Source organism: Xanthobacter pseudotagetidis, assembly GCF_043194795.2.
Classification (GTDB): domain Bacteria; phylum Pseudomonadota; class Alphaproteobacteria; order Rhizobiales; family Xanthobacteraceae; genus Xanthobacter; species Xanthobacter tagetidis_A.
In genome coordinates this window covers 1,447,055-1,474,043 of the sequence record NZ_CM195534.1, presented here as the reverse complement: position 1 = coordinate 1,474,043, position 26,989 = coordinate 1,447,055, and the positions used below count along the sequence as shown (strand labels likewise).

Below are 26,989 nucleotides of genomic sequence, written 5' to 3'. Positions count from 1 at the left end.
CGCCTCAGGCCGGCTGGACGGCATCGCCTGCGGGCGCCACGGCCCGCTCCGGCCCGGTCTCGGGACCGAACCAGGCCACATAGAGCGCCGGCAGGAAGATCAGGGTCAGCAGCGTGCCCACCAGCAGGCCGCCCATGATGGCGAACGCCATCGGCCCCCAGAACACGGTGGGCGCGATGGGGATCATGCCGAGCACGGTGGAGACCGCGGTCAGCATGATCGGCCGGAAGCGCATGGACGAGGCGGCGATCACCGCGTCCCACACCTTCCTGCCGGCGGCGCGGTCGGCCTCGATCTGGCCGATGAGGATGACCGCGTTCTTGGTGATCATGCCGATCAGCGCCAGCACGCCGAGGATGGCGACGAAGCCCAGCGGCCGGCCGGAGGCGAGCAGCGCGCCCACCACGCCGATCAGCCCCAGCGGCGCCACCGAGAGCACGATGATGATGCGCTGGAAGCTCTTCAGCTCGAACATGAGCACGGTGAACATCAAGAGCAGCATCACCGGCACCACCGCTACCACGGAGGCGAGCGAGGCCGTGCTCTCCTCCACCGTGCCGCCCACCGCGATCCGGTAGCCGGGCGGCAGGGTCTTGCGCAGCGCCTCGATCTTCGGCTCCAGCTTCTCCACCACGCTCTCTGGCAGCACGCCCTGGCGCACGTCCGCCTGGACGGTCAGGGTGGGCACCCGGTCGCGCCGCCAGATGGCGGGATAGTCCTGGTCGTAGGCGAAGGTGGCGATCTGCGAGAGCGGCACCGTGCGCCCGCTCGGCAGCGGCACCTGGAGGGTGGCGAGGCTCTCCAGCGAGACGCGCTCCTCGTCGGTGGCGCGGGCCACCACGTTGACGAGATAGATGTCGTCGCGCACCTGCGTCACCGCTTGGCCCGACAGCACGGTGTTGAGCACCCCCGCGAGCTGGGCGGTGGAGAGGCCGAGCAGGCGCGCCTCGTCCTGGTCCACCTCGATGCGCACCTGCCGCGCCGGCTCGATCCAGGCGTAGTTGACCTTCTCGGCCTCGGGGTTCGAGGCCATGACGGCGGCGAGATCGAAGGCGAGCGCGCGCACCTTCTCGATGTCCGGACCGGAGACCCGGTACTGCACCGGCCAGCCCACCGGCGGGCCGAGCTCCAGCGGCGCGATGCGCGCCACCAACTGCGGGAAGTCCTGCGCCAGCGCCTTCTCCAGCTTCGCCCTGAGCCGGTCGCGGGCGGCCACGTCCTGCGCCACGATCACGGTCTGGGCGAAGAAGTCGTTGGGCAGCTGCACGTCGAGCGGCAGGTAGAAGCGTATGGCGCCGCGTCCCACATAGGTGGACCAGCGCTTCACGTCCGGGTCCTTCGCCAGCAGCGCGTCGAATGCCTCGGCCACGCTCTCGGAGGCGTAGATGGAGGCATTCTGAGGCGAGGCGAGGTCCACCAGCAGTTCCGGCCGGTCGGACGAGGGGAAGAACTGGCGCGGGATCAGGGGCAGCGCCAGCACCGAGAGCACGAACAGGGCGATGGTGACGGCGATCGTCGCCCAGCGCAGCTTCAGGCACAGCACCAGGAAGCCGCGATAAATCCCCATCACGCCCTTGGGCGGGGCGTCGGGATCGGGGATGCTCTCCTTGGGCGGCGCCTTCAGGATCAGCACCTGGAGCAGCGGCGCGAACAGCACCGCCACGAACCAGGAGACGATGAGGGCGATCCCCACCACCGCGAACAGCGTGAAGGTGTACTCGCCCGCCGAGGAGGCGGCGAAGCCCACCGGCACGAAGCCGGCCACCGTCACCAGCGTGCCCGCCAGCATCGCCGCCGCATAGGCCTTGAAGGCGTAGGAGGCGGCCGTCACCTTGTCGTCGCCGGCGGCGAGGCGGGTCAGCGTCGCGTCGGTGGTGGTCATGGCGTCGTCCACCATGAGCGCCAGCGCGATGATGAGCGCGCCGAGCGAGATGCGCTGCATGTCGATGCCGGCGATCTGCATCAGCGCGAACACGATGGCGAGTGTCAGTGGGATGGCGAGGGCGACGATGGCGCCCGCGCGCACGCCGAGGGCGATGAACGACACCACGAGGATGATCGCCACCGCCTGCCACAGGCTCTCCATGAACTCGGCGATGGCGCTCGACACCGTCACCGCCTGGTCCGCCACCAGGTGCGCCTCGATGCCGATGGGCAGATCGGCGATCTGCCGGTTCATGGCGGCGTCGATGTTCTTGCCCATGGCGAGGATGTCGCCGCCGTCGCGCATGGCGATGGCAAGGCCGATGGAGGGCTTGCCGTTGGTGCGGAACATGGGCTGCGGCGGGTCCGCGAAGCCGCGACGGATGGTGGCGATGTCGGCGAGCCGGATCAGCCGCCCGTTGGCGACGAAGTTCACGTTGGCGACGTCCGCCTCCGACGTGAAGGCGCCGGAGACGCGGATGGAGATGTTCTCCTTGCCGGTCTGGATCTCGCCCGAGGGCCGCACGATGTTCTGCGCCTGGAGTGCGGCAAGCACGGCGGCGCGGTCGATGCCGAGGCTGGCGAGCTCCTGCATCGAGAACTCGATGAAGATGCGCTCCTCCTGCGCCCCCAGAATCTCGATCTTCGAGACGTCCGGCACATGCAGCAGCTCGGAGCGCACGCCCTCCACATAGTCGCGCAGCTCGCGGTGGGTGAAGCCGTCCGCGGTGAAGCCGTAGATGATGCCGAAGGTGTCGCCGAACTCGTCGTTGAAGAACGGCCCGACGATGCCCTGGGGCAGCGTGTGGCGGATGTCACCGACGCTTTTGCGCACATGGTACCAGATGTCCGGCACCTCGGCGGCGGTGGCCGAGCCCTGTAAATGCACGAAGATCGTGGTCTGGCCCGGCTTGGTGTAGCTCTCCAGATAGTCGAGCTTCGGCGCTTCCTGGAGCTTGCGCTCCAGGCGCTCGGTGACCTGCTTGAAGGTCTCCTCCAGGGTCGCGCCCGGCCAGTTGGCCTGCACCACCATGGTCTTGATGACGAAGGTCGGGTCCTCGGCGCGGCCGAGATTGCGGAACGCCATCACCCCGGCCACCACCGATATGGCCATGAGATAGATGATGATGGAGCGGTGCCGCAGCGCCCAGGCGGAGAGATTGAATCCCGAAGGGGCGCTCACGGCTGCGTCCCCAGCAGGCGCACCTGCTGCCCCGGATGCAGCGCTTGGACGCCCGCCGTCACCACGATCTCGGAGGGCTTCAACCCCTCGGCCACGGTCACCGAGGCAGGCGTGAAGCGCAGCACCTCCACATTGCGCAGAGCGACCGTCTTGGCGGCGGGATCCACCACCCACACCGCAGGCTTGTCATTGAGGCGCGTCAGCGCGCTCGCCGGGATCTCGATCACCGGCCCGCCGTCCACCGTCACGCGGCCGATCACCGTGGTGCCGAGGCGCAGCGCCTCGGGCGGATCGATCAGGCCGACGCGAACGCGGAAGGTGCGTGTGACGGGATCGGCCTGCGGCGCCACCTCGCGCACCCTTCCGGTGGCACGGGCATTGGCGTCGCCCGCCAGCGTCACCTCCACCAGCGGGTCGGCGGGCATGGAAGAGAGCAGTGCCGCCGGCACGTCGAACACCGCGTCGCGCCCGTCCTGGCGCGCCACTTCCACCACCGGCTGGCCGGCCTGGACCACCTCGCCCGGCTCGGCCCGGCGCTGGGTCACGACGCCGGCCGAATCCGCCTTCAGCTCGGTGAAGCCGAGGCGGTCGTGCGCCATCTGCAGGCGTGCCTCCGCGTCCTCCACCTGGGAGCGGGCGTTGAGATAGGCCTGCTCGGCCTGCTCGTACTGGGCGCGCGGGGTGAAGCCGCGGGCCAGCAGCTGGCGCTGGCGCTCATACTGGTTGCGGGTCTGCGAGAGATTGGCCTGCGCCGCCGACAGCGCCGCCTGCGCCGAGCGCAGCGCGTTCTGCTCGTCCTGCGGATCGAGGCGGGCGAGCACCTGGCCGGGCTTCACCCGGTCGCCTACGTTCACGAGCCGCTCGATGACGCGCCCGCCGATACGGAAGCCATAGGAGGCCTCGTTCTGCGCCTCCACCTGGCCGGTCAGCGTCACCGCATCGCTCGCCGTGCGGGTCGAGGCCAGCGCCGTGCGCACCGGGCGCGGCTCGGCCTTCTCCGCCTTGGGCGCCTCGCCGCAGCCGGCGACGAGGAGCACGGCGACCAGGAGGGACGGGCCTGCCGTGCGGCGGGCCGACCACGCGATGGCGTTCTGGATGCGAAACATCGCGTCGGGCAAGGGAATGTCCTTTCCGCAGGTCGGGCCGCTTCCGCTATAGCCGAGCCTGCGATGGGTCGCCAGTTAAGTTGAGGTGCAATGGACAGGCAGATTGTGCGCGTCAAGCCGTGAAAACGGCTAAAGCGTTGCATGAATATCATTCACGAATGATTTCGCCCGTCGCCCGACCGTATGTGTTGACGGAGGTAAATCCCCCGGTCTAGCTATATGGTGACGGTTCCCTTCGGGGATCAAAAGGGAACGCGGTGATCCGCCCGCCCGGAAACGGGGAGATGGAGATGCCGCGGCTGCCCCCGCAACTGTAAGCGGCGAGTCCTGCGTCACGCGCCACTGGGCCTTGAGCCTGGGAAGGCGACGACAGGGCGGCGACCCGCGAGCCAGGAGACCTGCCGTCAGCCGTGGTCACGCGCGAGCACGTCGGGCGGGGTGTCCTGATGGTGGCGAATCCGTTCGGCCGTGGTGCCGGCGGAGGCCTCGTTCGCGGTGACGGACCACTCGTGTCGAGGCCGTCATGCCCTCCCGCCATACCAAGCCCCCTCGCGGCGCCGCGCGCGCCGCCCGCTTCCTCGTTCCCGCCGCCTTGCTCGCCGTGCCGGCGCCCGCGCTGGCCCAGTCGCCGGCGGATGCCGCCGCGCCCGTCATCGATTTGCCCGACCTCATGGTGACGAGCCCGACCGGCATCGCGACGCCGCAGGAGGAGGTTGCCTCCTCGGTCAGCGTGGTGACGGCGCAGGAGATCGAGCGCAAGCAGCTGCGCACCCTGCCCGAGGTGCTGGAGAGCCTGCCCGGCCTCAACGTGGTGCAGACCGGCGGCCCGGGCGGGCAGACCTCGGTGTTCATCCGCGGCACCAATTCCAACCATGTGAAGGTGCTGATCGACGGCATCGACGCCGGCGACCCCTCCACCCCCAACGGCGCCTTCGACTTCGGGCAGATGCTCGCCACCGACCTCGCCCGCGTGGAAGTGCTGCGCGGCCCGCAGAGCGGCCTCTACGGCTCGGACGCCATCGGCGGCGTCATCTCCGTCACCACCAAGAAGGGGGAAGGGCCGGCCAAGGCCTTCGGCTTCGCCGAGCTGGGCTCGTTCGGCACCTTCAACCAGGCAGTGGCACTCAGCGGATCGACGGAGAAGCTGTCCTACTCCTTCAACGTCACCCACTTCTCGTCCACCGACACGCCGGTGACGCCGGCCGACATCGTGCCGCTCGGCTATCCGCGCAATCCCAGCGCCTACGACAACTGGACCTATTCGACCCGCCTCGACTACGAGGTGAGCGATACGTTCGCGGTCAATTTCGTCGCCCGCTACATCGACAGCCAGCTCTCCTTCACCCCGGACATCTACCCGCCGCCCACCTATGCCGGCATCCCGGCGCCGGAGCGCTCCACCAGCTACGCATCCATGTTCTTCACCAAGGGCGAGGGCGTGTGGAAGGCGCTCGACGGCGCGCTCGAGACCACGTTCGGCGTCAGCGCCATGACCTCGAGCCGGCCCACCGACGGCCCCAACGCCTCGGTGAACGGCGATTATAATGGCGACCGGCAGATCTATTACCTGCGCTCGCTCTACAGCTTCGCGCCGGGGCAGAACGTGCTGGCCGGCGTCGAGCGGCGCAACGAGAGCATGACGTCCGAGACCGCCTACACGCAGATGGACGCCGCCACCGGCAACACCGGCGTCTATGCGGAATATCAGGGCCAGTTCTTCGAGCGGCTCTTCCTCGCCGCCAATGTGCGCTACGACAGCGACGACACGTTCGGCGACCACACCACCTTGCGCATCGCGCCGGCGTTTCTCATCCCGGAGACCGGCACCAAGCTGAAGGCGAGCTACGGCACCGGCTTCAAGGCCCCCACCCTCTACCAGCTCTACGCGCCCTATTACGGCAACGCGGACCTCAAGCCCGAGGAGAGCACCGGCTACGACGCCGGCTTCGAGCAGGAATTCTTCAAGGGCCGCCTCGCCTTCGGCGCCACCTACTTCCACAACGACATCACCAATCTCATCAGTTACGACCCCGTGACCTACCAGAACGTCAACATCTCCAACGCCACCACGCAGGGCGCGGAAGTGTTCGTGGCGGTGAAGGTCACGGACACGCTGAAGGTCCGCGCCGACTACACCTATACCGACGTGGTGGGCTATTTCCCGCCCGGCCAGCCGTTCGGCGCCGCCTGCGCGCCGCTCACCGCCACCTCGTGCATTCCCCTGCGGCGGCCCAACGACAAGGTGAGCGTGAGCGTCAACTGGCAAGCGACCGACAAGCTCGACCTCACCGCCACCCTCATCTATGTCTCGTCCTGGTGGGACATCGAGCGCCTGACCTCGAACTATGTGGACCAGCCTGGCTACACGATCGTGAACATCGCGGCGAACTACGCCTTCAACGAGCACGCGACCCTGTTCGGCCGCATCGACAATCTGTTCGACGAGACCTACGAGAACCCCAACGGCTTCCTCGCCCCGGGCTTCGGCGCCTTCGCCGGCCTGAAGCTGACCTATTGAGGCGGCCCATGATGCGGGCGGCGCTCCTGGTCCTCGTCTTCCTCGCCGCCGCCCCCGCGACGGCGGCGGAGGGCAAGCCCGCCCGCATCGTCTCGCTCAACCTGTGCGCCGACGAACTGGTGCTGCGCCTCGCGGGTCCCGGGCGCGTCGCCTCCGTGACCTATCTTGCCCGCGACCCGCGCGGCTCCAACGTCGCCGACCTCGCGGCCAGGGTGCCGGTCAACAGGGGCCTTGCCGAGGAGGTGGTGCCGCTGGCGCCGGACCTCGTCATCGCCGGCGCCTTCACCACCCGAGCCACCACCGCCATGCTGCGGCGGCTCGGCTTCGAGGTGATGGAGCTCGGCGTTCCCGCAACCCTGGAGGAGGCCTACGCCCAGATCGGAGAGGTGGCGGCGCGGCTCGGCGAGGAAGATCGCGGCGCGGCCATGGTCGGCGAGATCAAGGCCGCCATGGCGGCCTTGCCCCCCGCCCCGGCGGATCACCCCACCGCCGTGGTGGTGCGGCCGAACGGCTTCACCGCCGGCCGCGGCTCGGTGCCGGACGAAGTGCTCGCCCGCGCCGGCCTCGACAATCTCGCTGCCCGCCTCTCCACCGACCGCATGGGCCAGCTCGCCCTGGAGGAGATCGTCACCGCCCGGCCCGACCTCCTGGTGGTGAATTCTTCGCCGGACGCGCCGCCCTCGCTCGCCGACGAGCTGCTGCACCATCCGGCACTGGCGCCGTACGCCAAAGGGGGCCGCGCGGTGCCGCTGCCGATCCGCCTTTGGGCCTGCGCCGGGCCAAGCCTCGCCGAGGCGGCGCAGCGCCTCGCCGCCGCCCGCGCCGCGATCGCGCCGGGCGCGGCGCGCCCGCCCGAAGGACACCGGCAATGATCGGATCGCGGGATCACTACCGCCTCCTCGTCGCGGCCCTGGCGCTGCTGGTGGCGGCGCTGGCGGTGGTGTCGACGCTCATCGGCTACGCGCCCCTCTATTTCGGCATCGCCGTCCTCGACCTCATCGCCGGGCGCGAGAGCCTGCCGGCGCTGGTGCTCGCCGAGCTGCGCATTCCCCGCGCCGTGCTGGGCGCGGCGGTCGGCTTCAGTCTCGGTCTCACCGGCGCGGCGCTCCAGGGGCTGATGCGCAACCCCATCGCCGATCCCGGCATCGTCGGCGTCTCGGGCGCGGCGGCGCTCGGGGCTGTGGTGGCGTTCTATTTCGGCTTCTCCGCGACCTTCGCGCTGGCGCTGCCCCTCGGCGGGCTGATCGGCGCCGGCATCGCCACGGCGTTCCTGCTGATGGTCGCCCGCTCGGGCGCCGACACCGCGACGCTGATCCTCGCCGGCGTCGCCATCAACGCGCTGGCCGGCGCGCTCACCGCGCTCGCGCTCAACCTCGCGCCCAGCCCCTATGCGGCGCTGGAGGTGGTGTTCTGGCTCATGGGCTCGCTCGCCGACCGCTCGCTGGTCCACGTGGCGCTGGCGCTGCCCTTCATGGCGCTGGGCTGGGCCCTGGTGCTCGCCTCGGCGCGCGCCATGGACGCGCTGACGCTCGGCGAGGACGCCGCCCAGAGCCTCGGCTTCTCCATCCGCCGCGTGCGCCTGCTGGTGGTGGGCGGCACGGCGGCGGCGGTGGGGGCGAGCGTCGCCGTGGCCGGAGCCATCGGCTTCGTCGGCCTCGTGGTGCCGCATCTTATGCGCCCGCTGGTGGGTCACCGGCCGGGGCGGCTGCTGCTGGTCAGCGGCCTCGCCGGGGCGGCGCTCACGCTCGGCGCCGACATCGCCGTTCGGCTGATCCCCACGCGGCCTGAGCTGAAGCTCGGCGTCGTCACCGCCATCATTGGCGCGCCCTTCTTCCTCGCCATGCTGCGGCGCCTCAGGGTGGAGGGGCCATGATCGTCGCAGCGCAAGCCGTCGAGGTGAGGCGGAACGGGGCCGCCGTGGTGCGCGACCTCTCGCTGGAGGTGCGCGGCGGCGAGCTCGTCGGCCTCATCGGCCCCAACGGCGCCGGCAAGACCAGCCTGCTGCGCGCCCTGTGCGCGCTCGATCCCCTGGCGGCGGGTCGCATCGCCTATGACGGGCGCACGCCGGCTGAGATCGGCCGCGCCGCCTTCGGCCGCACCCTCGCCTATCTGCCGCAGAACGGGCGCATCCACTGGCCGATGAAGGTGGAGGACGTGGTCGCCTTGGGCCGCCTGCCGCACGGGGCCGCCACCCTCGACGCCACGGCGCGCCGCGCCATGGCGGAAGGGGACGTGGCCCACCTTTCGGGTCGCTCCACCGGCACGCTGTCGGGCGGCGAGCGCGCCCGTGTGCTGCTGGCGCGCGCACTGGCGGTGGAGGCTCCGGTGCTGCTGGCGGACGAGCCGGTGGCCGCGCTCGATCCCTACCACCAGCTCCAGGTGATGGAGCTGCTGCGCGAGCGCGCCCGCGCCGGAGCGGCGGTGGTGGCGGTGCTGCACGATCTCACCCTCGCGGCGCGCTTCTGCGACCGCCTCGCCTTGATGGACCGAGGCATCCTCGCCGCCCTCGGCACGCCCGCCGAGGTGCTTGCGCCCGGCCCCGTGGCGGCGGCCTACCGCGTCAGCGTCGAGAGCGGGACGCGCGACGGCGTGCCCTTCGTCATCCCCTGGAGCCGCCTCGACGGCCCCGAGCGCACGGACCCCAGCCCATGAGCGAGACCGCGATCCTGAATGGCCCGGGCGCCTTCGCACTGCTCCGCCGCCATGCCGAGGATCCGCGCACCGGATGGAGCCTCGGCGTGTTCGGCGGCATCGCTGAGTTCATGCGCGATGCCGACGAGCCCGCGCGCCTCCTGGCCACGCCCGAGCAGATCGAGGTCGCCACCGCCCGCGGCGCTCTCCGGGTGACCGCCCATCCCGGCATGGTGGTCCTGCCCTATGAGATGCCCTCGCGCCACGAGGAACGCCGCGTGCCGGCCATCGCCGCCTGCCTCGCCGCGACCGAGGCCGCGCGCGCCGGGCGGCAGGCGATCGTCCAGATCGGCCCCGACGAGGAGGCGATCCGGGAGGAGGACCGCGGCGCCATCCTGTTCGACCTCGGCATCGGCCTTGGCAGCGTCGAAGCGTGCGTGCGGACCCGCGATCCCGCGCTGATCTCCGCCATGCGCCGAGCCGAGGGGCGGCAGATGTTCGACCCTGACGGCCCCATCGCCGCGATCCTCGCCGCCAGCCCACACCGGGTGTTCATCAGCGCGCTGGGACGCGTGGAGGTCTACCAGCCCATCCCGCCCGCCGACGGCCGCAGCCCCGATGGACCCCACACCCACGTGCTGCCGAAGCTGCTCGCCCATCGCCGTACCCACGCAGCCAGCATTCCGATTCCCGAGGGCCTTCTGCCGTGTCTGTCGCTGCATCCGCCCCGCGCGGGCGGGACAGGGCGCGCCTGACACTGACGCTGCGTCAAGCTGACGCTGGGCCGGCAGTCGCTCCTTCTACAAATTCCACCCGGATTTGATTGGGCCCCCTTGCGAACGCGGTTGAGGTCGCGCATTGCTTCGGCCGTTGAACGCGGGATGCTCGCATGGGTGGCGTGCCGGAGTGCGTGTCCAGATGCCGAGTCGCGGCTTTCCCCAGCGGCTGCGGGTTTGTCTGGAAGCACGGTCTTTGATCGGGCCAATGGTCCGCGGCGCCTACGGGTGAGATGACTGCTGCAAGTCTTCGCAGAAGGCGAGGTGGCCTTAAGGTGCAAATGGACAGTGTCCTGAGGCGCTCCGTCCGGGGTCCCGTGCTCCTGCTCACCACAGCGGTGATCCTCGTCATCATTATTGTGATTCAAGCCGGCATGCTGGCCAAGCTGCGCGAGGACCGGCGGGCCGAGGCCTACCGTTCGGCCGAGAACGTGCTACGCACGCTGGCACTCACCATCGACCGCAATCTGAGGCTGATCGAAGTGTCCATTCTCGGTGTGCGCGAAGCCCTCGCGCTGCCCGAGGTCCAGGCGATGCCGGCGTCGTCGCAGAACCTGCTGCTGTTCGATCGCGCGGCGGCGCCGCAGTATCTCGGCTCCATGCTTGTGCTGGACGCGGACGGCAATATTGTCATTGATTCCGGGCAGATGGCCCCGCGCAAAGCCAATTTCGGCGACCGCGACTACTTCGCGGCGCATCGTGAGCGCGACGCCGGCACCTTCCTCAGCCGCCCCTATGCCAGCCGCCTCCGGCAGAACGACCCCAGCATCGGCATGACGGTGCGCCTCTCGCGGCCCGACGGCGCGTTCGACGGCGTGGTGCTGGCGGCGATCCGGCTCGCATTCTTCAAATCGCTGTTCGAAAAGGTCGATCTCGGCCCGGACAGCATCGTCAGCCTGGTGAACACCAGCGGCACGATCATCTATCGCCACCCCTCCACCGACGACGGAGGCAATGTCGGCGAGAACGTCGCGAGCTCCCCCGTGTTCCAGCAGATGCGCGACGCCCCGGGTGCTAGCTTCTCCGGCACCTCCAAGATCGACGGGCTGACGCGCTATTATGTGACCGAGAAGATCGGCGACTTTCCGCTCATCCTCTCGATCGGCATCTCCACCTCCGCCATCTATGCCGAATGGACCCTGCAGGCGATCATGGTCGGGCTGCTCACGCTGGTGGTCTGCGGGCTGCTCGCCGTGATCGTGCTGGTCCTCCGCCGGGCGCTCATTCACAGCTACGAGATGGAGGAGCAGCTCGAGCACATGGCGGTCACCGACGCGCTCACGCAGATCCCCAACCGCCGGGCACTGGAGATGGTCCTCGACACCGAGATGCGGCGCACGGCGCGCGAGAAGAGCGAGCTCTCAGTGCTGGTGATCGACCTCGATTTCTTCAAGCAGATCAACGACACTTACGGCCATGCGGTGGGCGACGCCATGCTGCGCAACGTCGGGCGGCAGGTGACGCGCTCCATCCGCCGGCCGGGCGACTTCGCCGCGCGGCTCGGCGGCGAGGAGTTCGTGGTGATCCTGCCCTCCACCGGAGCCGCGGGCGCAACATTCATGGCGGAGCGCATCCGCAAGGCGATCGCCGCCACCCATGTCGCGACCGAGGACGGACACCGCGTGAACACCACCGCCAGCATCGGCGTCGCCTCCGGCATCGTCCAGCCCTCCGATCCGCCGGACCGGCTGCTGCGAGAGGCCGACGGGGCGCTCTACAAGGCCAAGGGCGGCGGCCGGAACCGCGTAGTCGGCAGCCACCCGGACGGCGGCATCGCGGCGGCGCAATAGGAGCCGACAGGACACCGGCGGCGCGGGACGGGTTCAAGAGCCTGTCATGGAGCTGCGCGAGAACAGGCCGGATGGATCAGACGCTCCGCTCCGCCACACCCTCACCGATCCGCTGCCGCGTCCGCCATCACCTGCCGGGCCGCACGCGCGTCCATCTGGCGAGCGCATGGCCGGCGGACTGGGAGGCGCTCAGGCGCGGCCTCGACGATGCCGGCGTCGTCCTCGTCAAGGCCGACCCCCTGACCGGCTCGGTGCTGCTGCGGCACCCGGCGGCGCTCGGCGCCGAGGTGGTCGCGGCGGCGCTGTCCTCCGTGCTCCGCGGCGGGCCCGTTCCTGCCATCGGGGCGCCCGCGGCGCCATCCGGGATCAGGAGCCGCGCGCAGGCCCATGCGGCGGCGGCCGCCACCGGCCCGAGCATTCGCGCACGAGGCGGCCCCGCAGCCTCCACCGCCATGCCGCCCGACCCGCGTCTCGACGCCATGTTCCTGATGGAGGCGACGCAGGTGCTGGCCCAGCTCGGCGCCGCGGCAACCGGCCTCTCCACGCCCGAGGCCGCGCGCATCCGCGCCGCCCACGGCGCCAACGCCATGCCGGAGCCGCAGGGCCGCTCGGCCGGCGCGATCCTGCGCGACCAGGTCTCGAACCTGCCGGTCGGCCTGCTGGTGGGCTCCGCCACCCTTTCCCTCGCCACCGGCGGCGTGTTCGATGCCGCCGTCACCCTGGCTGTGATCGCGGTGAATGCAGGCATCGGCTTCGCCACGGAGAATTCCACCGAACGGCTCATCCGCCGGCTGTCGCGGCCGGTGGAGCACCCCGCCGCGGTGCTGCGCGACGGCGCGCCGGCGCTGATCCCCGCACGCGAGATCGTGCCCGGCGACATCGTCCTCCTGGCGCCGGGCACGGTGGTGGCCGCCGATGCCCGGCTGATCGCGGCGAACGCCCTCTCGGTGGATGAGAGCGCGCTCACCGGCGAAAGCCTGCCGGTGGACAAGACTGCGGCTCCTTTGCCCGAGGCGCCCGGAGCGGTGGGCGAGCGGCACAATCTGGTCCATGCCGGCACCGTGGTCACGGGCGGCGACGGACGCGCGGTCGTGGTGCGCACGGGCGCGGCGAGCGAGGCGGCGCGCACCCGGGCGCTGATCGGCGATGCCCGGCCACCCCGGCCGGCCACGGAGGAGAAGCTCGCGGCTCTCTCCACCAAGCTCGCCATCGGCTGCCTCGGCGCCTCCGGCCTCCTGCTGGCGGTCAGCCTTGCCCGCGGCGAGCCCCTGGTCGCGGCGCTCCGGAGCGCCATCGCGCTCGCGGTGGCCGCCATCCCGGAAGGGCTGCCGGCAGTGGCCACCACCACCCTCGCCCTCGGCGCGCGCGCCATGGAGAAGGACCGCGCGCTCGTGCGCGCCCTGCCCGCCATCGAGGCCATCGGCGCCATCGACACCATCTGCCTCGACAAGACCGGCACCCTCACCCGGAACGAGATGGCGGTCACCCAAGCGGTGGCGGGCGGCGCGGACGTCGCCCTGGACCGGGACACGGCAGCAAGCCCGTCCAGCGACCTGCTCGCCCTGTGCGAGGCCATGGCCCTGTGCAGCGAGGCCGGGCTCGATCCGCGCCAGGGAACGGCCACCGAGCTCGCTTTGCTCGACTTCTCCGCCGCCATGGGCTGCGACGTGGCGGCGCTGCGCGCCGCGCTCCCCCTGAATGCGTTGCGCAACCGCGACCATCGGCGCCGCTACATGGTGAGCGAGCATTCGGGCGCCGCCGACGGTCCTCGCCTGTTCGTCAAGGGGTCGCCGGAGGAGGTGCTCGCCTTGTGCGACCGGGAGCGGATCGAGGGCAGCGAGCGCCCGCTTGATCCGGATCGCCGCGTCGCCCTCCTGGCGCAGAACGAGCATCTCGCCGGCGCAGGCCTGCGCGTCCTCGCGGCGGCCGCGGGGCACGGAGCCATCTCGGAGCAGGCGCCGTCGGGCCTCGCCTTCCTCGGTCTCGCCGGCCTCGCCGACCCGGTGAAGCGGGATGCCGGGGAAGCCATCGGGCTGTTCCACAAGGCCGGCATCCGCACCATCATGATGACCGGCGACCAGCAGGGCACGGCGCTCGCGGTGGCGCGGTCGCTCTCCTTGTCCCGCACCGGCATCCTGCGCATGGCGAGCGGTCCCGAGATCGCCGCGCTCGATCAGGCGGCGCTGGGCGAACTGGCGCTCGGCACCTCGGTGTTCGCCCGCGTGAGCCCCGCCGACAAGCTGCGCATCGTCGAGGCGCTCCAGGCCAAGGGGCGGCGCGTGGCCATGCTGGGCGACGGCGTGAACGACGGGCCGGCGCTGCGCGCCGCCTCGGTGGGCGTCGCGGTCGGCGAAAAGGCGACATCCGTGGCGCGGGAGGTGGCGGACCTCGTCCTCGCCCACGACGACCTGCGCGAGCTCGCCCGCGCCATCGCCCGCGGCCGCGCCACCCAGGACAACGTCCGCAACGCCATCCGCTTCTTCTTCTCCACCAATCTGTCCGAGATCCTGGTGATGCTGGTGGAGACGATGCACGGCCGCGGCGAGAGCGAGACCCCCATGGAGCTGTTCTGGCTCAACCTCGTCACCGACGTGCTGCCGGCGCTCGGCCTCGCGCTCGCCGAGCCGCGCGGCGACGTGATGGCGCGCCCGCCCAATGACCACACGGCACCTCTCTTCGACCGCGCGGAGCTCACAGGCATGCTGGCGGACGGCGGCGTGATCGCGGCGTCGGCGCTCGCGGGCCATTTCCTCACCCTGTCCCGCGCTGGGGCCGGACCGCGCACGCGCACGGTCACCTTCACCACGCTGGCGCTGGCGCAGATTGCCACGGCCTGGGTGTTGCGGGACCGCTCACCGGGCGCGGGCGAAGCGCTCATCGTGTCCGAGCGGCGGCTCGAGGCCACGCTCGCGGGCGCGCTCGGCCTGCTCGCGGTGCCGTTCCTCGCGCCGGGCCTGAGAAGGCTGCTTGGCGTCGCGCCCGCCACCCTCGGCGACCTCGCTTTGGCGGCGAGCCTCGCCGGCGGCGCCTTCACGGTGGCCGAGGGCCGGCGCATCATCCGGATCGGCGCGACCGACCCGTCGGCGTCAGCGGCAACGTAGGGCTGGCGCGCCTTCATCCTGGCGCCGCGCGGAGCCCGCGTTGACAGGCATCAATGGCAAGCGATCGCCTGCTGTCTATTGTTGGATCAACATTCTCGCGGAGGAGGTCACGGCCATGGCGAACACCATTCTCGAGCAGACAAAGCCCGTTTCCGACCGTCGTTCTCCCGGCAAGCGCATGATGAAGGCGGCGGTCTTTGTCGAGAAGGACCGCATCGTCCTCGACGAGAAGCCGATCCCGGAGGTCGGTCCCCTCGACGCGCTCATCCGCGTCACCACCACCACCATCTGCGGCACCGACATCCACATCCTCAAGGGCGAGTACCCGGTGGCGAAGGGCCTCACCATCGGCCACGAGCCGGTGGGCATCATCGAGAGGCTCGGCTCGGCGGTGGAGGGCTTCGAGGAGGGCCAGCGGGTGATCGCCGGCGCCATCACCCCGTCCGGCTATTCCAACGCCTGCCTGTGCGGCTGCGGCTCCCAGGACGGTCCGCGCGCCAAGCACGGCTTCAAGCCCATGGGCGGCTGGCGCTTCGGCAACACCATCGACGGCGCGCAGGCGGAATACCTGCTGGTGCCCGACGCCATGGCGAACCTTGCGCCGGTCCCCGAGGGCCTCGCCGACGAGCAGGTGCTCATGTGCCCGGACATCATGTCCACCGGCTTCTCCGGCGCCGAGAGCGGCAAGGTCAGGATCGGCGATGTGGTGGCGGTGTTCGCGCAGGGTCCCATCGGCCTGTGCGCCACCGCCGGCGCCCGCCTCATGGGCGCGACGCGCATCATCGTCGTCGACCAGGTGGAGGCGCGCCTCAAGGTCGCCCGCGCCATGGGCGCCGACGAGACGGTCGACTTCTCGAAGGCCGACCCGGTGGAGGAGATTCTGCGCCTGACCGACGGGCGCGGCGTCGACGTCGCCATCGAGGCGCTCGGGCGCCAGTCCACCTTCGAGGCGGCGCTCAGGGTGCTGCGGCCCGGCGGCACGCTGTCCTCGCTCGGCGTCTATTCCAGCGACCTGAAGATCCCGCTGGACGCGTTCCTCGCCGGCCTCGGCGACCAGACCATCGTCACCACGCTCTGCCCTGGCGGCAAGGAGCGCATGCGCCGGCTGATGGACGTGGTGGCCTCCGGCCGCGTGGACGCACGCGCCCTCGTCACCCACCGCTTCAAGCTGGACGACATCGAGAAGGCCTACGACCTGTTCGCCAACCAGCGCGACGGTGTTCTGAAAGTGGCCATCACACCGTAACATACCGTTGGCAGACTGGGCGTTCATGGCTTCAGAACGAAGGTTGCGAAGGGCATGGAACCGGAGAAGGTGGTGCGCGGAGGCTTCCTGCTGGGCCTTGCCGTCGGCATCGGCGCGGCGGTGATCGGTCCGGCCTTGTGGCGGCTGGCGCGTCCGGCGGCGAAGGACGCCATCAAGGCCGGCGTCGCCGGCTACGGCGCCGCGCGTGTCGCGCTGGCCCGCGCAGGCGAGGAGGTGGAGGACCTCGTCGCCGAGGCCGCCCACGAGATGAAGGAGGCCGCGGCAAGCGCGGCCGACGCCATGGACGAGACCGAGGACGCCGCTGGGGCCATCGTCCGTGGGTGAGGCGCACCGCCCCGTCCATGCGCGGCTCGCGCACCGGGCCGGCGGACGCACGCGCCTCGTCATCCTCGGCAAGGTTCCGCACGCGCGCCTCGTCGCGCTGGCCGACGCGCTGGCTGCGGCCGGCATCGCCAAGGTGGAGATCCGGCCGAAGACCGGCAGCATCGTCCTCGTCCACGACACCGCCTGGGAAGACCTTGCGGACACGCTGAAAGGCGCCGGCCTGAAGGTCGCCGACCCCGCCCCGCCGGAGCCGGACCCGGCGCCCATCGAGGATGCCGCCACGCGCCTCGCCAAGGCGGACCTGCTGATGGCGCTGCTCACCAAAGGCCGGCTCGATCTGCAGAACGCCGCCTTCCTCGGGCTGACGCTGGTGGGCCTCGTCCAATTGGCCCGCGGGCGCCTCGCCGGCCCGGCGTTGACGCTGTTCGGACAGGCGATCACCCTTGCCGTATTGAAGGACCGGCGCCCGTCCCTCTGAGGCGCCGCACGGGAGGAGCGATGCCGGACCCACATGCCCCCCGCCAGCCCTCCGGCGGTCCCGGCCAGCATGTGGTGGCCGACCAGAGCGCGGTGTTCGCCGCCCTCGCCGATCCGGAAACCCATGGCTTGCCGCCCGGCGAGAGGGTCACGCGCATCGACACCCACGGCGCGGCGGTGTTCCTCGCCGGCCCGTTCGCCTACAAGGTGAAGCGGGCGGTGCTGTTCCCTTTCATGGACTTCTCGACCCTGGAGAAGCGTCGCGCGGCCTGCGCGGCGGAGGTGGAGGTCAGCGGCGCGGGGGCGCCCGGCCTCTATCTCGGTGTGGTGCCCATCGTGCGACGGAACGGCGCCCTCGCGCTCGGCGGCGACGGCGAGGCGGTGGAGCACGCGGTGAAGATGCGCCGCTTCGACACCGCCCTCACCCTCGACAGGCTGTCCGAGCGCGGCGCGCTGACGCCGGAAATCGCCAGGGCGCTGGCGCAGACCGTCGCCGCCGCCCATGCCGCCGCCCCCGTCCGGCGTGGCTTCGACACTGCGGGGCGGCTCGCTTCCTACCTCGCCGACAACACGGCCGAGTTCGCGGCCCGGCCGGACCTGTTCCCGGCCGATGCGGCGGCGGAGCTGACGAAGCGCTCGAAGGAGGCGCTGGAGCACGTCGCCCCGCTGCTGAGGGCGCGCAGCGCCGTCGGCTTCGCGCGCCGCTGCCATGGCGACATGCACCTGCGCAACATCGTGCTGATCGACGGCGCGCCGACCCTGTTCGACGCCATCGAATTCAACGACGACATCGCCACCTGCGACGTGCTCTACGACCTCGCCTTCCTGCTCATGGACCTGTGGCAGCGCGGCGAGCGGGCGACGGCCAGCACGGTGTTCAACCGCTATCTCTGGACGGCGGACGACGCCATGATCGACGGCCTTTCGGCGCTGCCGCTGTTCCTCAGCCTGCGCGCCGCCATCCGCGCCAAGGTGGAGGCGGCGGGTCTCGGCCACCTGGAGGGCACGGCCCGCGCGGAGGGCGAGGCGCGCGTGCGCCATGCGTTCGCGGCCGCGCTCGGCTTCCTCGCCTCCCCACCGGAATCCATGCCCCGGCTGGTCGCGGTCGGCGGCCTCTCCGGCAGCGGCAAGAGCACCTGGGCCGCGCGCGAGGCTCCCGGCATCGGCCGCGCGCCCGGCGCGGTGATCGTGCGTTCCGACATCGAGCGCAAGCGCCTGTTCGGTGCCGCGGAGAGCGAGAAGCTGCCGCCCGACGCTTACGGTGCCGAAGCCGGAGAGAAGGTCTATGCCCGCCTGCGCGCCCTGGCGGCGCGCGTCATCTCCACAGGGCAGAGCGTGATCGTCGATGCGGTGCATGCGCGCGCCGAAGAGCGCGCGGGCATCGAGGCCGTCGCGCGCGCGGCGGGCGTGCCGTTCGCCGGCTGCTGGCTGGATGCGCCGGCAGCGGAGCTGGTGCGCCGGGTCGAGGCGCGCAAGGGCGATGCCTCGGATGCCGATGCAGCGGTGGTCCGGCACCAGCTCAGCTACGATCTCGGTGAGATCACCTGGACGCGGTGCCACCCGCCCGTCAGCAGCGGCGCTGCGGCTCAGGCTTCGGATCGACGCCCGTGACCACCTCGGGCTGGCGCTCCGGAGATGACGGCGCGCCCGCCTGCGGCGTCAGGCCGGTATAGGTGCCGCCGGTGCCGCCGGTCCAGCCGGTGGAGCCCTCGCTGCCCGGCTTGGTGCCGGAATCGGCGCCGCGCGCGGGCGGAGTCGCGGCAGTGTGGGGCGGCTCTTCGCACGCGCCGTCACGCGATGCCTGCGGGGCCGCCTGGGCGTGCGCGGGGGCCGGCGCGGCGGTGGCGAGCAGGAATATCACGCCGCCGACAAGGCCGGTGGCCATGAGCCGGGCAGCGCCCTCAAGGCGCGGCGTGAGGATCACAGGAGTTGCGCGCGCAGGCGCCGTCGGGTTCGGATACGAGGGCATGGCCGTTCTCCTTTCAGATCAGAGAACGCCCGCCCGGGAATCCTGGTTCCCGCTCTGCCTCGAGCGCCGGCCCTTCAGGCCGCGACCGTCACCCGCGGCTCGCCTTCCTCCACGCGTCCGATGCGGCGGGCGCTGGCAAAGCCCGCGGCCTGGATTTCCGCCAGCAGCCGGTCCGCCTCGGCCTCCGCGCACGAGACCAGCAGGCCGCCGGAGGTCTGCGGATCGGTGAGGAGGTGACGCCAGTAGTCCGGCGTCTCGGCCTCGAGGTCCACCTCGTGACCGTAGCTTGCCCAGTTGCGATGCGAGGCGCCGGTGACGAAACCCTGCCGCACCAGCGCCTCGGCATGGGCGAGCAGCGGCAGCGCCGCACGCGAGATGCGCAAGCGCGCCGAGGAGCCGCGCGCCATCTCCAGCCCGTGGCCGAGAATGCCAAAGCCGGTCACGTCGGTCACCGCATGGACCGCGCCGTCCTTGGCGAGCTCGGCCCCCACCTTGTTGAGGCGGGTGGTGGAGGAGATCATCTCGTCATAGGCGTCGGCCGGCAGCGCCTCCTTCTTGAAGGCGGCGGAATAGACCCCCACCCCCACCGCCTTGGTGAGGATCAGCGCATCGCCCGCCCTGGCGTCGGCATTGCGTCGGATGCGGGCGCGCGGCGCCGTGCCAATCACGGCGAGGCCGTAGACCGGCTCGGGGCAGTCGATGGAATGGCCGCCCGCCACCGGGATCCCGGCCTCGGCGCAGATCGCCTGCCCGCCCTGGAGGATGGCGCGCACCACATCGGTCTCGATCCTGCCCAGCGGCATGCCGAGGATGGCGAGCGCCATGATGGGCGTGCCACCCATGGCATAGACATCCGAGATGGCGTTGGTGGCGGCGATGCGGCCGAAATGGTCCGGGTCGTCCACCATGGGCATGAAGAAATCGGTGGTGGCGATGATGGTGGTCTCGCCGTCGAGATCGTAGACGGCGGCGTCGTCGCCGGTCTCGGTGCCCACCAGCAGGCGCTCGAAGGGGCCGCCCTTCGCCTGGCCGGAAAGCAGCTCCTGGAGCACGGAGGGCGCGAGCTTGCAGCCGCAGCCGCCGCCATGGGCAAGGCTGGTGAGGCGGAATGGGGTGTCGGTCATGAGGTCACCTCTCGGCGGAAACATAGGGCGCCCTCAGCGGGCGGGAAAGCGCTGCGCCTCCACGCCGCCGAACGCCCCGAGGGCGAGGCGGGCGCGGATGCGGCGGGAGACGAGGTCGATGGCGGCGGTGGCGGCGACGGTCACGGCGATCAGCACCAGGGCGCGGTCGAGCCGGATTTCGGCGATGGCGCTGTCGATGAAGAATCCCAGCGTCGCAACGCCGAGGATGCCGACGATGGCGCTCTCGCGCATGACGATCTCCCAGCGGTAGAAGGCATAGGCCAGGAACGGCCCGAACAGGCGCGGCACCAGTTCGTAGCCGTAGAGGTCGAGGCCGCGTGGCGCGTCGGGCCGCAGGTTCCGCGAGAGCCGCTCGCCCTCCCGCCCCAGGAGGTGGGCGATGATGGCGCCGTTGTGGAGGCCGAGCGCGATCACCGCCGGCAGCATGGAGGGGCCGAGCACCTGCAACGCCAGATAGGCCAGCATGTATTCCGGCGTCGAGCGCAGCACCACCAGCACCACGTGCCCGGCCTGCGCGCCGAGGCGGCCCACCACGTTGCGCACCAGCAGCGCGAAGCCGGAGAGCGCGGCGAGGCCCATGACCACGAGGGTCAGCTGGGTGACGACGAAGGTGGCGAACAGGCCCGGCGCCGCCTGGTCCACCAGGACGATCTTGAGCCAGGCGGCGAAGGCGGCCCAGGTGGCGGGCGCCAGCAGCTCCGCGTCCCGGAGCGGGGCCGGAACGATGTCCACCGTGAAGACGCGCGCCACGTTGGTCCAGTCGAGGCTCACCGTGCCGAGGGAGAGCAGCACCGCGAGGGCGCCGGCGAGGTAGAGCGGCAGCAGCTTGGCGCGCATCCACCAGCGGATGGTGCCGATCAGCAGGTAATAGGTGATGAGGATGGCCGCCACCGCGTCGTACTGGCCCTGGCGGAAGAAGCCGTCGAGCTCGAAGCCCAGCGTCGGCAGGCCGACGAAGCCGATCACCGCCGACGAGCGGATGCCGCACTCCACCCGGTACAGGCCGTAGATCTTCATGGGCGCCAGCGCCAGCGGCAGGCGGGCATAGAGGAAGGCGCTCACCGCGCCGGTGTCCTTGGGGAGCACGTCGGCCGGTCGGCGGTCGGCCTCCTCCAGCATCTCGCCATAGACCTTGGCGAAGATGCCGGCATAGGGCAGCGCGATGGCGAGCACGCCGGTGAGCGCGCTCGGGCCGAACGGCTGCATCAGCAGCAGCGCCCAGAACAGTTCATGGATGGAGCGCAGGACGGTCGCGAGGCCGCGCGCCGCGCGGCTGCGGCTCGCGAGCGCGAGGGCGAAGCCCGCCCCGCCGCCCAGCGCCACGCCGGCGACAGCGAAGGCCAGCGTCAGCAGCACCGCCCGGCCGAGATCGGAGACGGCGCCGAAATCGGGCGCGAGGAAGCCGGCCGCGAACTTGGTGAGCACCGCCCAGGGATTGGCGTTGGCGATCTCGAGGTCGGCGAAGGGGATGAGCACAAGGGCGAGCGCGACGAAGAGCAGGCAGACATTGCCGCGCGTGAGCGCGAGCCGGCGGAGTGGGGGCGCGGCGGCGTCAGCCGGCATAGAGGCCATCGAGCTCGCCCCGCGTCAGCGCCCCTGCCGGCGCGTCCACCACCACCCTGCCGGCCTTCAGCCCGATGATCCGGTCGGCCGTTTCCAGCGCCAGATCAACCGCATGGAGCGACAGGACCAGGGTGGGGAAGCGCTCTGCCATCCCCTGCAGGATGCGCCGCGCCTGGGTTTCGTCCACCGCCGAGACCGGCTCGTCGGCGAGCAGGATATCTCCGCCGCGGAAGAAGGCGCGGCCCACCGCCGTCCGCTGCCGCTGGCCGCCGGAGAGGCGCTCCACCGGTCGGAGGATCTCCGGCGCGAGGCCAAGCTCCTCGGCGAAGGGCGCCACCGCCTCCCGCTCGCGCCGGAAAGGCCGCAGCAGGTTCAAGGCGTTGTAGACCGTCCCATGGCGATCGAGCCGGCCCATATAGATGTTGTGGAACACCGAAAGCTGCGGCACCAGCGCGTGGTCCTGGGGCACCAGGGCCACGCGCCGCCCCGCCTCCGAGAGGCGCCGGTAGAGCGCCGAGATGAGGGTGGACTTGCCCGAGCCGCTGCGCCCGAGCAAGGCGATGCGCTCGCCCTGCCGCACGGCGAGCGTGAGGTGCTCGAACACCACGCGCTCTCCATAGCCGAGGCGTTCGCCCTCGAAGGCGGCGAGGACGGGCGCGCTCGCGGGAGCCGGAAACGACGCGTTCTCGTTCAATCCAGTAGCCCGAGCTGCTGGCCCACGGCGACGATGGGGTCGTAGTCGGCATTGCTCGCCGGGATGAACTTCTTGCGCGGGAAGGCCGCCAGAAGCTCCGGATCGGTCATGCCGAGCAGCGCCGCCCGAACCTTGTCGGTGAAGCCAGCGCCGAAAGTCTTGTCAGCGTCGCCACGGATCGACCAGTTGTAGTCCGGATAAGGCGGCGTCTTCCAGACGATGCGGACCACCGCCGGGTCGACCTGCTTCTTGGCCACCATGTCGTCGAACGAGGTGAAGTTCACCGCGCCCACGTCGTAGGCGCCGGAGGCCACCAGCTCCACGGTCTTGGTATGGTCGCCGGAGAAGCCGACGCGGGAAAACACCTCTTCGGGGCCCTTGCCCAGCTCCTTGCGGATGTAGAATTCCGGCATCAGCCGACCGGAGGTGGAGGTCTTGGCGCCGAAGGTGAAGGTCTTGCCGGCGACCGCCTTGGACAGGTCCTTCTGGTCCGCCGGCAGGCCGGTCGCGGCATTGGCGATGAAGTAGCTGACGAAGGCCTTGTCCTCCTCGCCCTGGGCCAGCGCCTGGGAGCCCGGCACGGCGCGCCGCGCCTGGACGCCGGAAAGGCCGCCGAACCAGCCGAGCTGGATCTGGTTGTTCTTGAAGGCAGTGACGGCCGCGCCGTAGCTCTTCACCGGCACGTACTTCACCGGCACGCCGAGGGTCTTGGACAGATAGTCCGCCACCTTGGTGAAGCGCTGGACCAGCTTGGTCTCGTCCTCGTCGGGGATGGCGGAGAAGGTGAGCGTCTGGGCGAAGGCGGCGGAGGCGCCGAGCAGGACGGCAGCCGTCGCGGCCGCGGCAAGAAGCGGGCGGATCATGGGCAGGTCTCCCCAAGCGGGCACGCGGGCGCGCCGCTCGCTACGGTTGAAAATCTAGACATCTTGGAGCAGGACGAGCAGGGAGCATGGCGGTCACGGGAAGTGGCCATGTCGTCGCGCGCAGGCGCGGCTGCTCTCGGGAGGTGCGCCCCGTCACGCGGGAGCCTGACTGCCGTCACCTTCCCAAACTGGAAGTTGGCGCATCTGGCGTCAATAGAGAAAAACACATACGACTTTCGGAGCATGATCCGAAACGCAGAATATTTTACCAGACATCGCCCTCGAACTTTCTGCAGCGTCGACCCGGATTTTTACAGACCCTCCCATTGTGCGCCGCAGCAAATACATGGGATGGCCGAGCCGCCCCCATTTTTTCCACCGGACCGGCCACGGAAACTTGGCATGATCCCGGCGTTTTGAACGATCCCAACCCAGTCTCAGTTTGACATGCTTCCAGTTCCAAAATACCGTCCGCACAAGCCGGAATCCCGGCGTCGGGTGGCGCGAAACCGCCCGCAATCGTCCCCGGTCAGGGGCACGTATCGGAGGCTGCCTTCGATGAATATGGAGCTCTCGCGGCGCCAGTTCTTGCGAACTGCGGGCGCGGGTGTGGCGGGGACAACCCTGGGAGCCATGGGCTTCGGGGGCGTGGAAGAGGCCTTCGCCTCCACCATCAAGCCATTCCGTCTCGTCAACACCACCGAAGCCCGCAACACCTGCACCTATTGCTCGGTGGCGTGCGGCATCATCATCTATTCCAAGGGCAGCATCGCCAAGGGCGAGAAGGCCGACATCACCCATATCGAGGGTGACACCGACCATCCGACCAACCGCGGCACCCTGTGCCCGAAGGGCGCGGCCCTGCTCGACATCGTCAAGTCCGAGACGCGCCTGAAGTATCCGATGATCCGGCGCGCGGGATCCGACACGTTCGAGCGCATCTCCTGGGACGAGGCGCTGAACAAGATCGCCCGGGCGATGAAGGACGACCGCGACAAGAACCTGATCCAAAAGAACAAGGACGGGGTCACGGTCAATCGATGGACCACGGCGGGGTTCCTCGCCGCTTCCGCAACAACCAATGAAACGGCCCTGTGCACCTACAAGGTGGTGCGCTCGACCGGAATGGTGGCTTTCGACAACCAGGCACGCGTCTGACACGGCCCGACGGTGGCGAGTCTCGCCCCAACTTTTGGCCGTGGAGCAATGACGAACTCCTGGACCGACATCAAGAACACGGACCTCGTGGTCATCATGGGCGGCAACGCCGCCGAGGCCCATCCGTGCGGATTCAAGTGGGTCACGGAGGCGAAAGCCAACCGGGGCGCCCGGCTCGTCGTCGTGGACCCGCGCTACACGCGCTCGGCCGCGGTAGCGGACTATTACGCGCCGATCCGCCAGGGCACCGACATCGCCTTCCTGATGGGCGTCATCAACTACTGCATCCAGAACGACAAGGTGCAGTGGGACTACGTGAAGGCGTTCACCAACGCCTCGTTCGTGGTCAAGGAAGGCTTTGCCTACAATGACGGCCTGTTCACGGGCTATGACGAGCAGAAGCGGGACTACAACCGCTCCACGTGGGACTACGACGTCGGTCCCGACGGCTATGCGGTCGTCGACGACACGCTCCAGAACCCGCGCTGCGTGTGGAACCTGCTGAAGCAGCACGTCTCCATCTACACGCCCGAGATGGTCGAGCGCATCACCGGCACGCCGAAGGACAAGTTCCTGAAGGTGGCGTCGATGATCGCCGAGTGCTCCGCGCCCAACAAGACCATGACGTCCATGTACGCGCTCGGCTGGACGCAGCACTCCAAGGGCTCGCAGAACATCCGCGGCATGGCGATGCTCCAGCTCATCCTGGGCAATATCGGCGTGCGCGGCGGCGGCATGAACGCCCTGCGTGGTCACTCCAACATCCAGGGGCTCACCGATCTCGGCCTGATGTCGAACCTGATCCCGGGGTATCTGGCGATCCCGACGGAGCGGGACGTCGACTTCAACGCCTACATGTCGACCCGCGGCTTCAAGCCGCTGCGGCCGAACCAGATGAGCTACTGGCAGAACTACAAGAAGTTCTTCGTCAGCTTCCTCAAGACCATGTGGGGTCCGGCCGCGACGGCGGAGAACAACTTCGCCTTCGACTGGCTGCCCAAGCTCGACGTGCCCTCGTACGACATCCTGCGCGCGTTCGAGCTCATGGACCAGGGGAAGATGAACCTGTACTTCTGCCAGGGCTTCAACCCCCTGCAGGCGTTCCCCAACAAGGCCAAGCTCGCCCGGGCGCTGGGCAAGCTGAAGCTGCTGGTGGTCATGGACCCGCTCCAGACCGAGACGGCGCGCTTCTGGGAGAACCACGGCATCTATAACGAGGCGAACCCCGCCTCGATCCAGACCGAGGTGATCCAGCTGCCCACCACCTGCTTCGCCGAGGACGAGGGCTCCCTCGTCAATTCGGGACGGTGGCTGCAATGGCACTGGCCGGGCGGCACGCCTCCGGGCGAGGCCAGGACCGACACCTTCATCATGGCGCAGATCCACCTGCGGCTGAAGGAGCTGTACAAGAAGGAAGGCGGCACGGTTCCCGAGCCGATCGTCAACCTCACCTGGAACTACAAGGACCCGAACGAGCCGACGGCGGAAGAGCTGGCCAGGGAGATGAACGGCTCGGCCCTGGTCGACGTGTTCGATCCGAACGATCCCACCAAGAAGGTGCTGGAGGCGGGCAAGCAGCTCGCGTCCTTCGGCCTGCTCAGGGACGACGGCACCACCGCGGCGGGCTGCTGGATCTATACCGGCTGCTTCACCGAAGCGGGCAACATGATGGCCCGGCGGGACAATTCCGATCCCGGCGACACCGGCGCCTTCTCCAAGTGGTCGTTCTCCTGGCCCGCCAACCGCCGGATCATCTACAACCGCGCCTCGTGCAATCTCGACGGCCAGCCGTGGGACGACACGCGCAAGCTGATCTGGTGGGACGGGTCCAAGTGGACCGGCTTCGACGTGCCCGACATCGCGCCCACGGCCAAGCCGCGGGACGTGGGGCCGTTCATCATGAATCCCGAGGGCGTCTCGCGCCTGTTCACGCGGGGCATGATGCGCGACGGGCCGTTCCCGGTGCACTACGAGCCGTTCGAGAGCCCGGTCGCCAACCTCATCGCTCCGAAGGTCCGGGGCAATCCGGTGGCGCGCGTGTTCAAGGACGACTTCGCCCAGTTCGCCGACACGGGGTCCAAGGAGTTCCCCTATGCGGCGACCTCCTACCGCCTGACCGAGCACTTCCACTACTGGACGAAGAACAACCACGTGAATTCGGTGCTCCAGCCTGAATTCTTCGTGGAGATATCGCCCGAGCTCGCAAAGGAGAAAGGCATCGCCAATGCCGGCTGGGTGCGCGTGTGGTCGAAGCGCGGCTCGGTGATCGCCAAGGCCTATGTGACCAAGCGCATCCGCCCGCTGATGGTGGACGGCAAGGCGCAGCACATCGTCGGCATCCCCATCCACTGGGGCTTCGTCGGCGCGGCGAAGAAGGGCTTCCCGGCCAACGTGCTTACCCCGTTCGTGGGTGACGCCAACATCGAGACGCCCGAGTACAAGGCGTTCCTGGTCAATATCGAGCCCACGACCGGGCCGGTGGCATAAGGGAGACGAGAACC

19 protein-coding genes and 1 riboswitch are annotated in these 26,989 nt (G+C 70.1%); of the genes, 12 read left to right on the top strand and 7 right to left on the bottom strand.

What is annotated here, in order from left to right:
* Positions 1-4: 4 nt before the first annotated feature.
* Entirely contained in the window at positions 5-3,106 is a 3,102-nt protein-coding gene (locus tag V5F67_RS06765; protein WP_394019872.1) for an efflux RND transporter permease subunit, read from the bottom strand.
* Positions 3,103-4,224, bottom strand: coding sequence for an efflux RND transporter periplasmic adaptor subunit (locus tag V5F67_RS06760; RefSeq protein WP_394019874.1), 1,122 nt, complete (start codon positions 4,222-4,224; stop codon positions 3,103-3,105). The genes V5F67_RS06765 and V5F67_RS06760 overlap by 4 nt, the downstream gene beginning before the upstream one ends.
* 198 nt (positions 4,225-4,422) lie before the next feature.
* Positions 4,423-4,632: riboswitch (cobalamin riboswitch) on the top strand.
* Between the two features lie 103 nt (positions 4,633-4,735).
* Here V5F67_RS06760 and V5F67_RS06755 point away from each other — a divergent pair.
* From V5F67_RS06755 to V5F67_RS06705, 11 genes are all read left to right on the top strand, one after another.
* Positions 4,736-6,730 (top strand): TonB-dependent receptor plug domain-containing protein, encoded by a 1,995-nt coding sequence (locus tag V5F67_RS06755; protein WP_394019876.1) that lies wholly within the window; start codon positions 4,736-4,738, stop codon positions 6,728-6,730.
* 8 nt (positions 6,731-6,738) lie between these two features.
* Positions 6,739-7,602 (top strand): ABC transporter substrate-binding protein, encoded by an 864-nt coding sequence (locus tag V5F67_RS06750; protein WP_394019878.1) that lies wholly within the window; start codon positions 6,739-6,741, stop codon positions 7,600-7,602.
* A complete protein-coding gene (locus V5F67_RS06745; protein ID WP_394019880.1) occupies positions 7,599-8,603 on the top strand; it encodes a FecCD family ABC transporter permease in 1,005 nt (334 codons plus the stop codon). The genes V5F67_RS06750 and V5F67_RS06745 overlap by 4 nt, the downstream gene beginning before the upstream one ends.
* Positions 8,600-9,382, top strand: coding sequence for an ABC transporter ATP-binding protein (locus tag V5F67_RS06740; RefSeq protein ID WP_394019882.1), 783 nt, complete (start codon positions 8,600-8,602; stop codon positions 9,380-9,382). The genes V5F67_RS06745 and V5F67_RS06740 overlap by 4 nt, the downstream gene beginning before the upstream one ends.
* Positions 9,379-10,116, top strand: a complete 738-nt coding sequence (locus tag V5F67_RS06735) for a DUF6925 family protein (RefSeq protein WP_394019884.1) — start codon at positions 9,379-9,381, stop codon at positions 10,114-10,116. The genes V5F67_RS06740 and V5F67_RS06735 overlap by 4 nt, the downstream gene beginning before the upstream one ends.
* Positions 10,117-10,454: 338 nt before the next feature.
* Positions 10,455-11,927: a sensor domain-containing diguanylate cyclase gene (locus V5F67_RS06730; protein WP_394019886.1), complete on the top strand. Its 1,473-nt coding sequence runs from the start codon at positions 10,455-10,457 to the stop codon at positions 11,925-11,927.
* A 71-nt stretch (positions 11,928-11,998) separates the two neighbouring features.
* Entirely contained in the window at positions 11,999-15,028 is a 3,030-nt protein-coding gene (locus V5F67_RS06725; RefSeq protein WP_394019888.1) for a cation-translocating P-type ATPase, read from the top strand.
* 181 nt (positions 15,029-15,209) lie between these two features.
* A complete protein-coding gene (locus tag V5F67_RS06720) occupies positions 15,210-16,274 on the top strand; it encodes an NAD(P)-dependent alcohol dehydrogenase (RefSeq protein WP_394020106.1) in 1,065 nt (354 codons plus the stop codon).
* Positions 16,275-16,328: 54 nt separating this feature from the next.
* A complete protein-coding gene (locus V5F67_RS06715; protein ID WP_394019890.1) occupies positions 16,329-16,619 on the top strand; it encodes a DUF5132 domain-containing protein in 291 nt (96 codons plus the stop codon).
* On the top strand, positions 16,612-17,097 hold the full coding sequence (locus tag V5F67_RS06710; RefSeq protein ID WP_394019892.1) for a hypothetical protein: 486 nt from the start codon (positions 16,612-16,614) through the stop codon (positions 17,095-17,097). The genes V5F67_RS06715 and V5F67_RS06710 overlap by 8 nt, the downstream gene beginning before the upstream one ends.
* A 20-nt stretch (positions 17,098-17,117) precedes the next feature.
* Complete coding sequence (locus tag V5F67_RS06705; protein ID WP_394019894.1) at positions 17,118-18,707, top strand: bifunctional aminoglycoside phosphotransferase/ATP-binding protein; 1,590 nt, start codon at positions 17,118-17,120, stop codon at positions 18,705-18,707.
* On the opposite strand, the gene V5F67_RS06700 is transcribed toward V5F67_RS06705, so the two are convergent.
* The 5 genes from V5F67_RS06700 to V5F67_RS06680 all read right to left on the bottom strand — a co-directional run bounded on the left by V5F67_RS06700 (position 18,664) and on the right by V5F67_RS06680 (position 23,330).
* The gene (locus V5F67_RS06700; protein WP_394019896.1) at positions 18,664-19,065 is read right to left on the bottom strand and encodes a hypothetical protein; all 402 of its coding nucleotides are present in this window, start codon (positions 19,063-19,065) and stop codon (positions 18,664-18,666) included. The genes V5F67_RS06705 and V5F67_RS06700 overlap by 44 nt on opposite strands.
* Positions 19,066-19,139: 74 nt before the next feature.
* Positions 19,140-20,189: a selenide, water dikinase SelD gene (gene selD / locus V5F67_RS06695; protein ID WP_394019898.1), complete on the bottom strand. Its 1,050-nt coding sequence runs from the start codon at positions 20,187-20,189 to the stop codon at positions 19,140-19,142.
* A gap of 33 nt (positions 20,190-20,222) precedes the next feature.
* The gene (locus V5F67_RS06690) at positions 20,223-21,773 is read right to left on the bottom strand and encodes a PhnE/PtxC family ABC transporter permease (RefSeq protein ID WP_394019900.1); all 1,551 of its coding nucleotides are present in this window, start codon (positions 21,771-21,773) and stop codon (positions 20,223-20,225) included.
* The gene (locus tag V5F67_RS06685) at positions 21,763-22,467 is read right to left on the bottom strand and encodes an ATP-binding cassette domain-containing protein (RefSeq protein WP_394019902.1); all 705 of its coding nucleotides are present in this window, start codon (positions 22,465-22,467) and stop codon (positions 21,763-21,765) included. The genes V5F67_RS06690 and V5F67_RS06685 overlap by 11 nt, the downstream gene beginning before the upstream one ends.
* Positions 22,464-23,330, bottom strand: coding sequence for a putative selenate ABC transporter substrate-binding protein (locus V5F67_RS06680; protein ID WP_394019904.1), 867 nt, complete (start codon positions 23,328-23,330; stop codon positions 22,464-22,466). The genes V5F67_RS06685 and V5F67_RS06680 overlap by 4 nt, the downstream gene beginning before the upstream one ends.
* A gap of 558 nt (positions 23,331-23,888) precedes the next feature.
* Here V5F67_RS06680 and fdnG point away from each other — a divergent pair.
* Positions 23,889-26,975 carry a formate dehydrogenase-N subunit alpha gene (fdnG, locus tag V5F67_RS06675; RefSeq protein ID WP_394019906.1) on the top strand — a complete coding sequence of 1,029 codons (3,087 nt, stop codon included), beginning with the start codon at positions 23,889-23,891 and terminating at the stop codon, positions 26,973-26,975.
* Positions 26,976-26,989: the final 14 nt, after the last annotated feature.

Excerpts from the sequence above, each read along its gene's own strand:
- V5F67_RS06715 (WP_394019890.1), top strand. The coding sequence starts at position 16,329 with ATGGAACCGGAGAAGGTGGTGCGCGGAGGCTTCCTGCTGGGCCTTGCC.
- selD (WP_394019898.1), bottom strand. The coding sequence starts at position 20,189 with ATGACCGACACCCCATTCCGCCTCACCAGCCTTGCCCATGGCGGCGGC.
- V5F67_RS06700 (WP_394019896.1), bottom strand. The coding sequence starts at position 19,065 with ATGCCCTCGTATCCGAACCCGACGGCGCCTGCGCGCGCAACTCCTGTG.
- V5F67_RS06680 (WP_394019904.1), bottom strand. The coding sequence starts at position 23,330 with ATGATCCGCCCGCTTCTTGCCGCGGCCGCGACGGCTGCCGTCCTGCTC.
- V5F67_RS06725 (WP_394019888.1), top strand. The coding sequence starts at position 11,999 with ATGGATCAGACGCTCCGCTCCGCCACACCCTCACCGATCCGCTGCCGC.
- V5F67_RS06745 (WP_394019880.1), top strand. The coding sequence starts at position 7,599 with ATGATCGGATCGCGGGATCACTACCGCCTCCTCGTCGCGGCCCTGGCG.
- V5F67_RS06720 (WP_394020106.1), top strand. The coding sequence starts at position 15,210 with ATGAAGGCGGCGGTCTTTGTCGAGAAGGACCGCATCGTCCTCGACGAG.
- V5F67_RS06740 (WP_394019882.1), top strand. The coding sequence starts at position 8,600 with ATGATCGTCGCAGCGCAAGCCGTCGAGGTGAGGCGGAACGGGGCCGCC.
- V5F67_RS06705 (WP_394019894.1), top strand. The coding sequence starts at position 17,118 with ATGCCGGACCCACATGCCCCCCGCCAGCCCTCCGGCGGTCCCGGCCAG.
- V5F67_RS06755 (WP_394019876.1), top strand. The coding sequence starts at position 4,736 with ATGCCCTCCCGCCATACCAAGCCCCCTCGCGGCGCCGCGCGCGCCGCC.
- V5F67_RS06690 (WP_394019900.1), bottom strand. The coding sequence starts at position 21,773 with ATGCCGGCTGACGCCGCCGCGCCCCCACTCCGCCGGCTCGCGCTCACG.
- V5F67_RS06735 (WP_394019884.1), top strand. The coding sequence starts at position 9,379 with ATGAGCGAGACCGCGATCCTGAATGGCCCGGGCGCCTTCGCACTGCTC.
- V5F67_RS06750 (WP_394019878.1), top strand. The coding sequence starts at position 6,739 with ATGATGCGGGCGGCGCTCCTGGTCCTCGTCTTCCTCGCCGCCGCCCCC.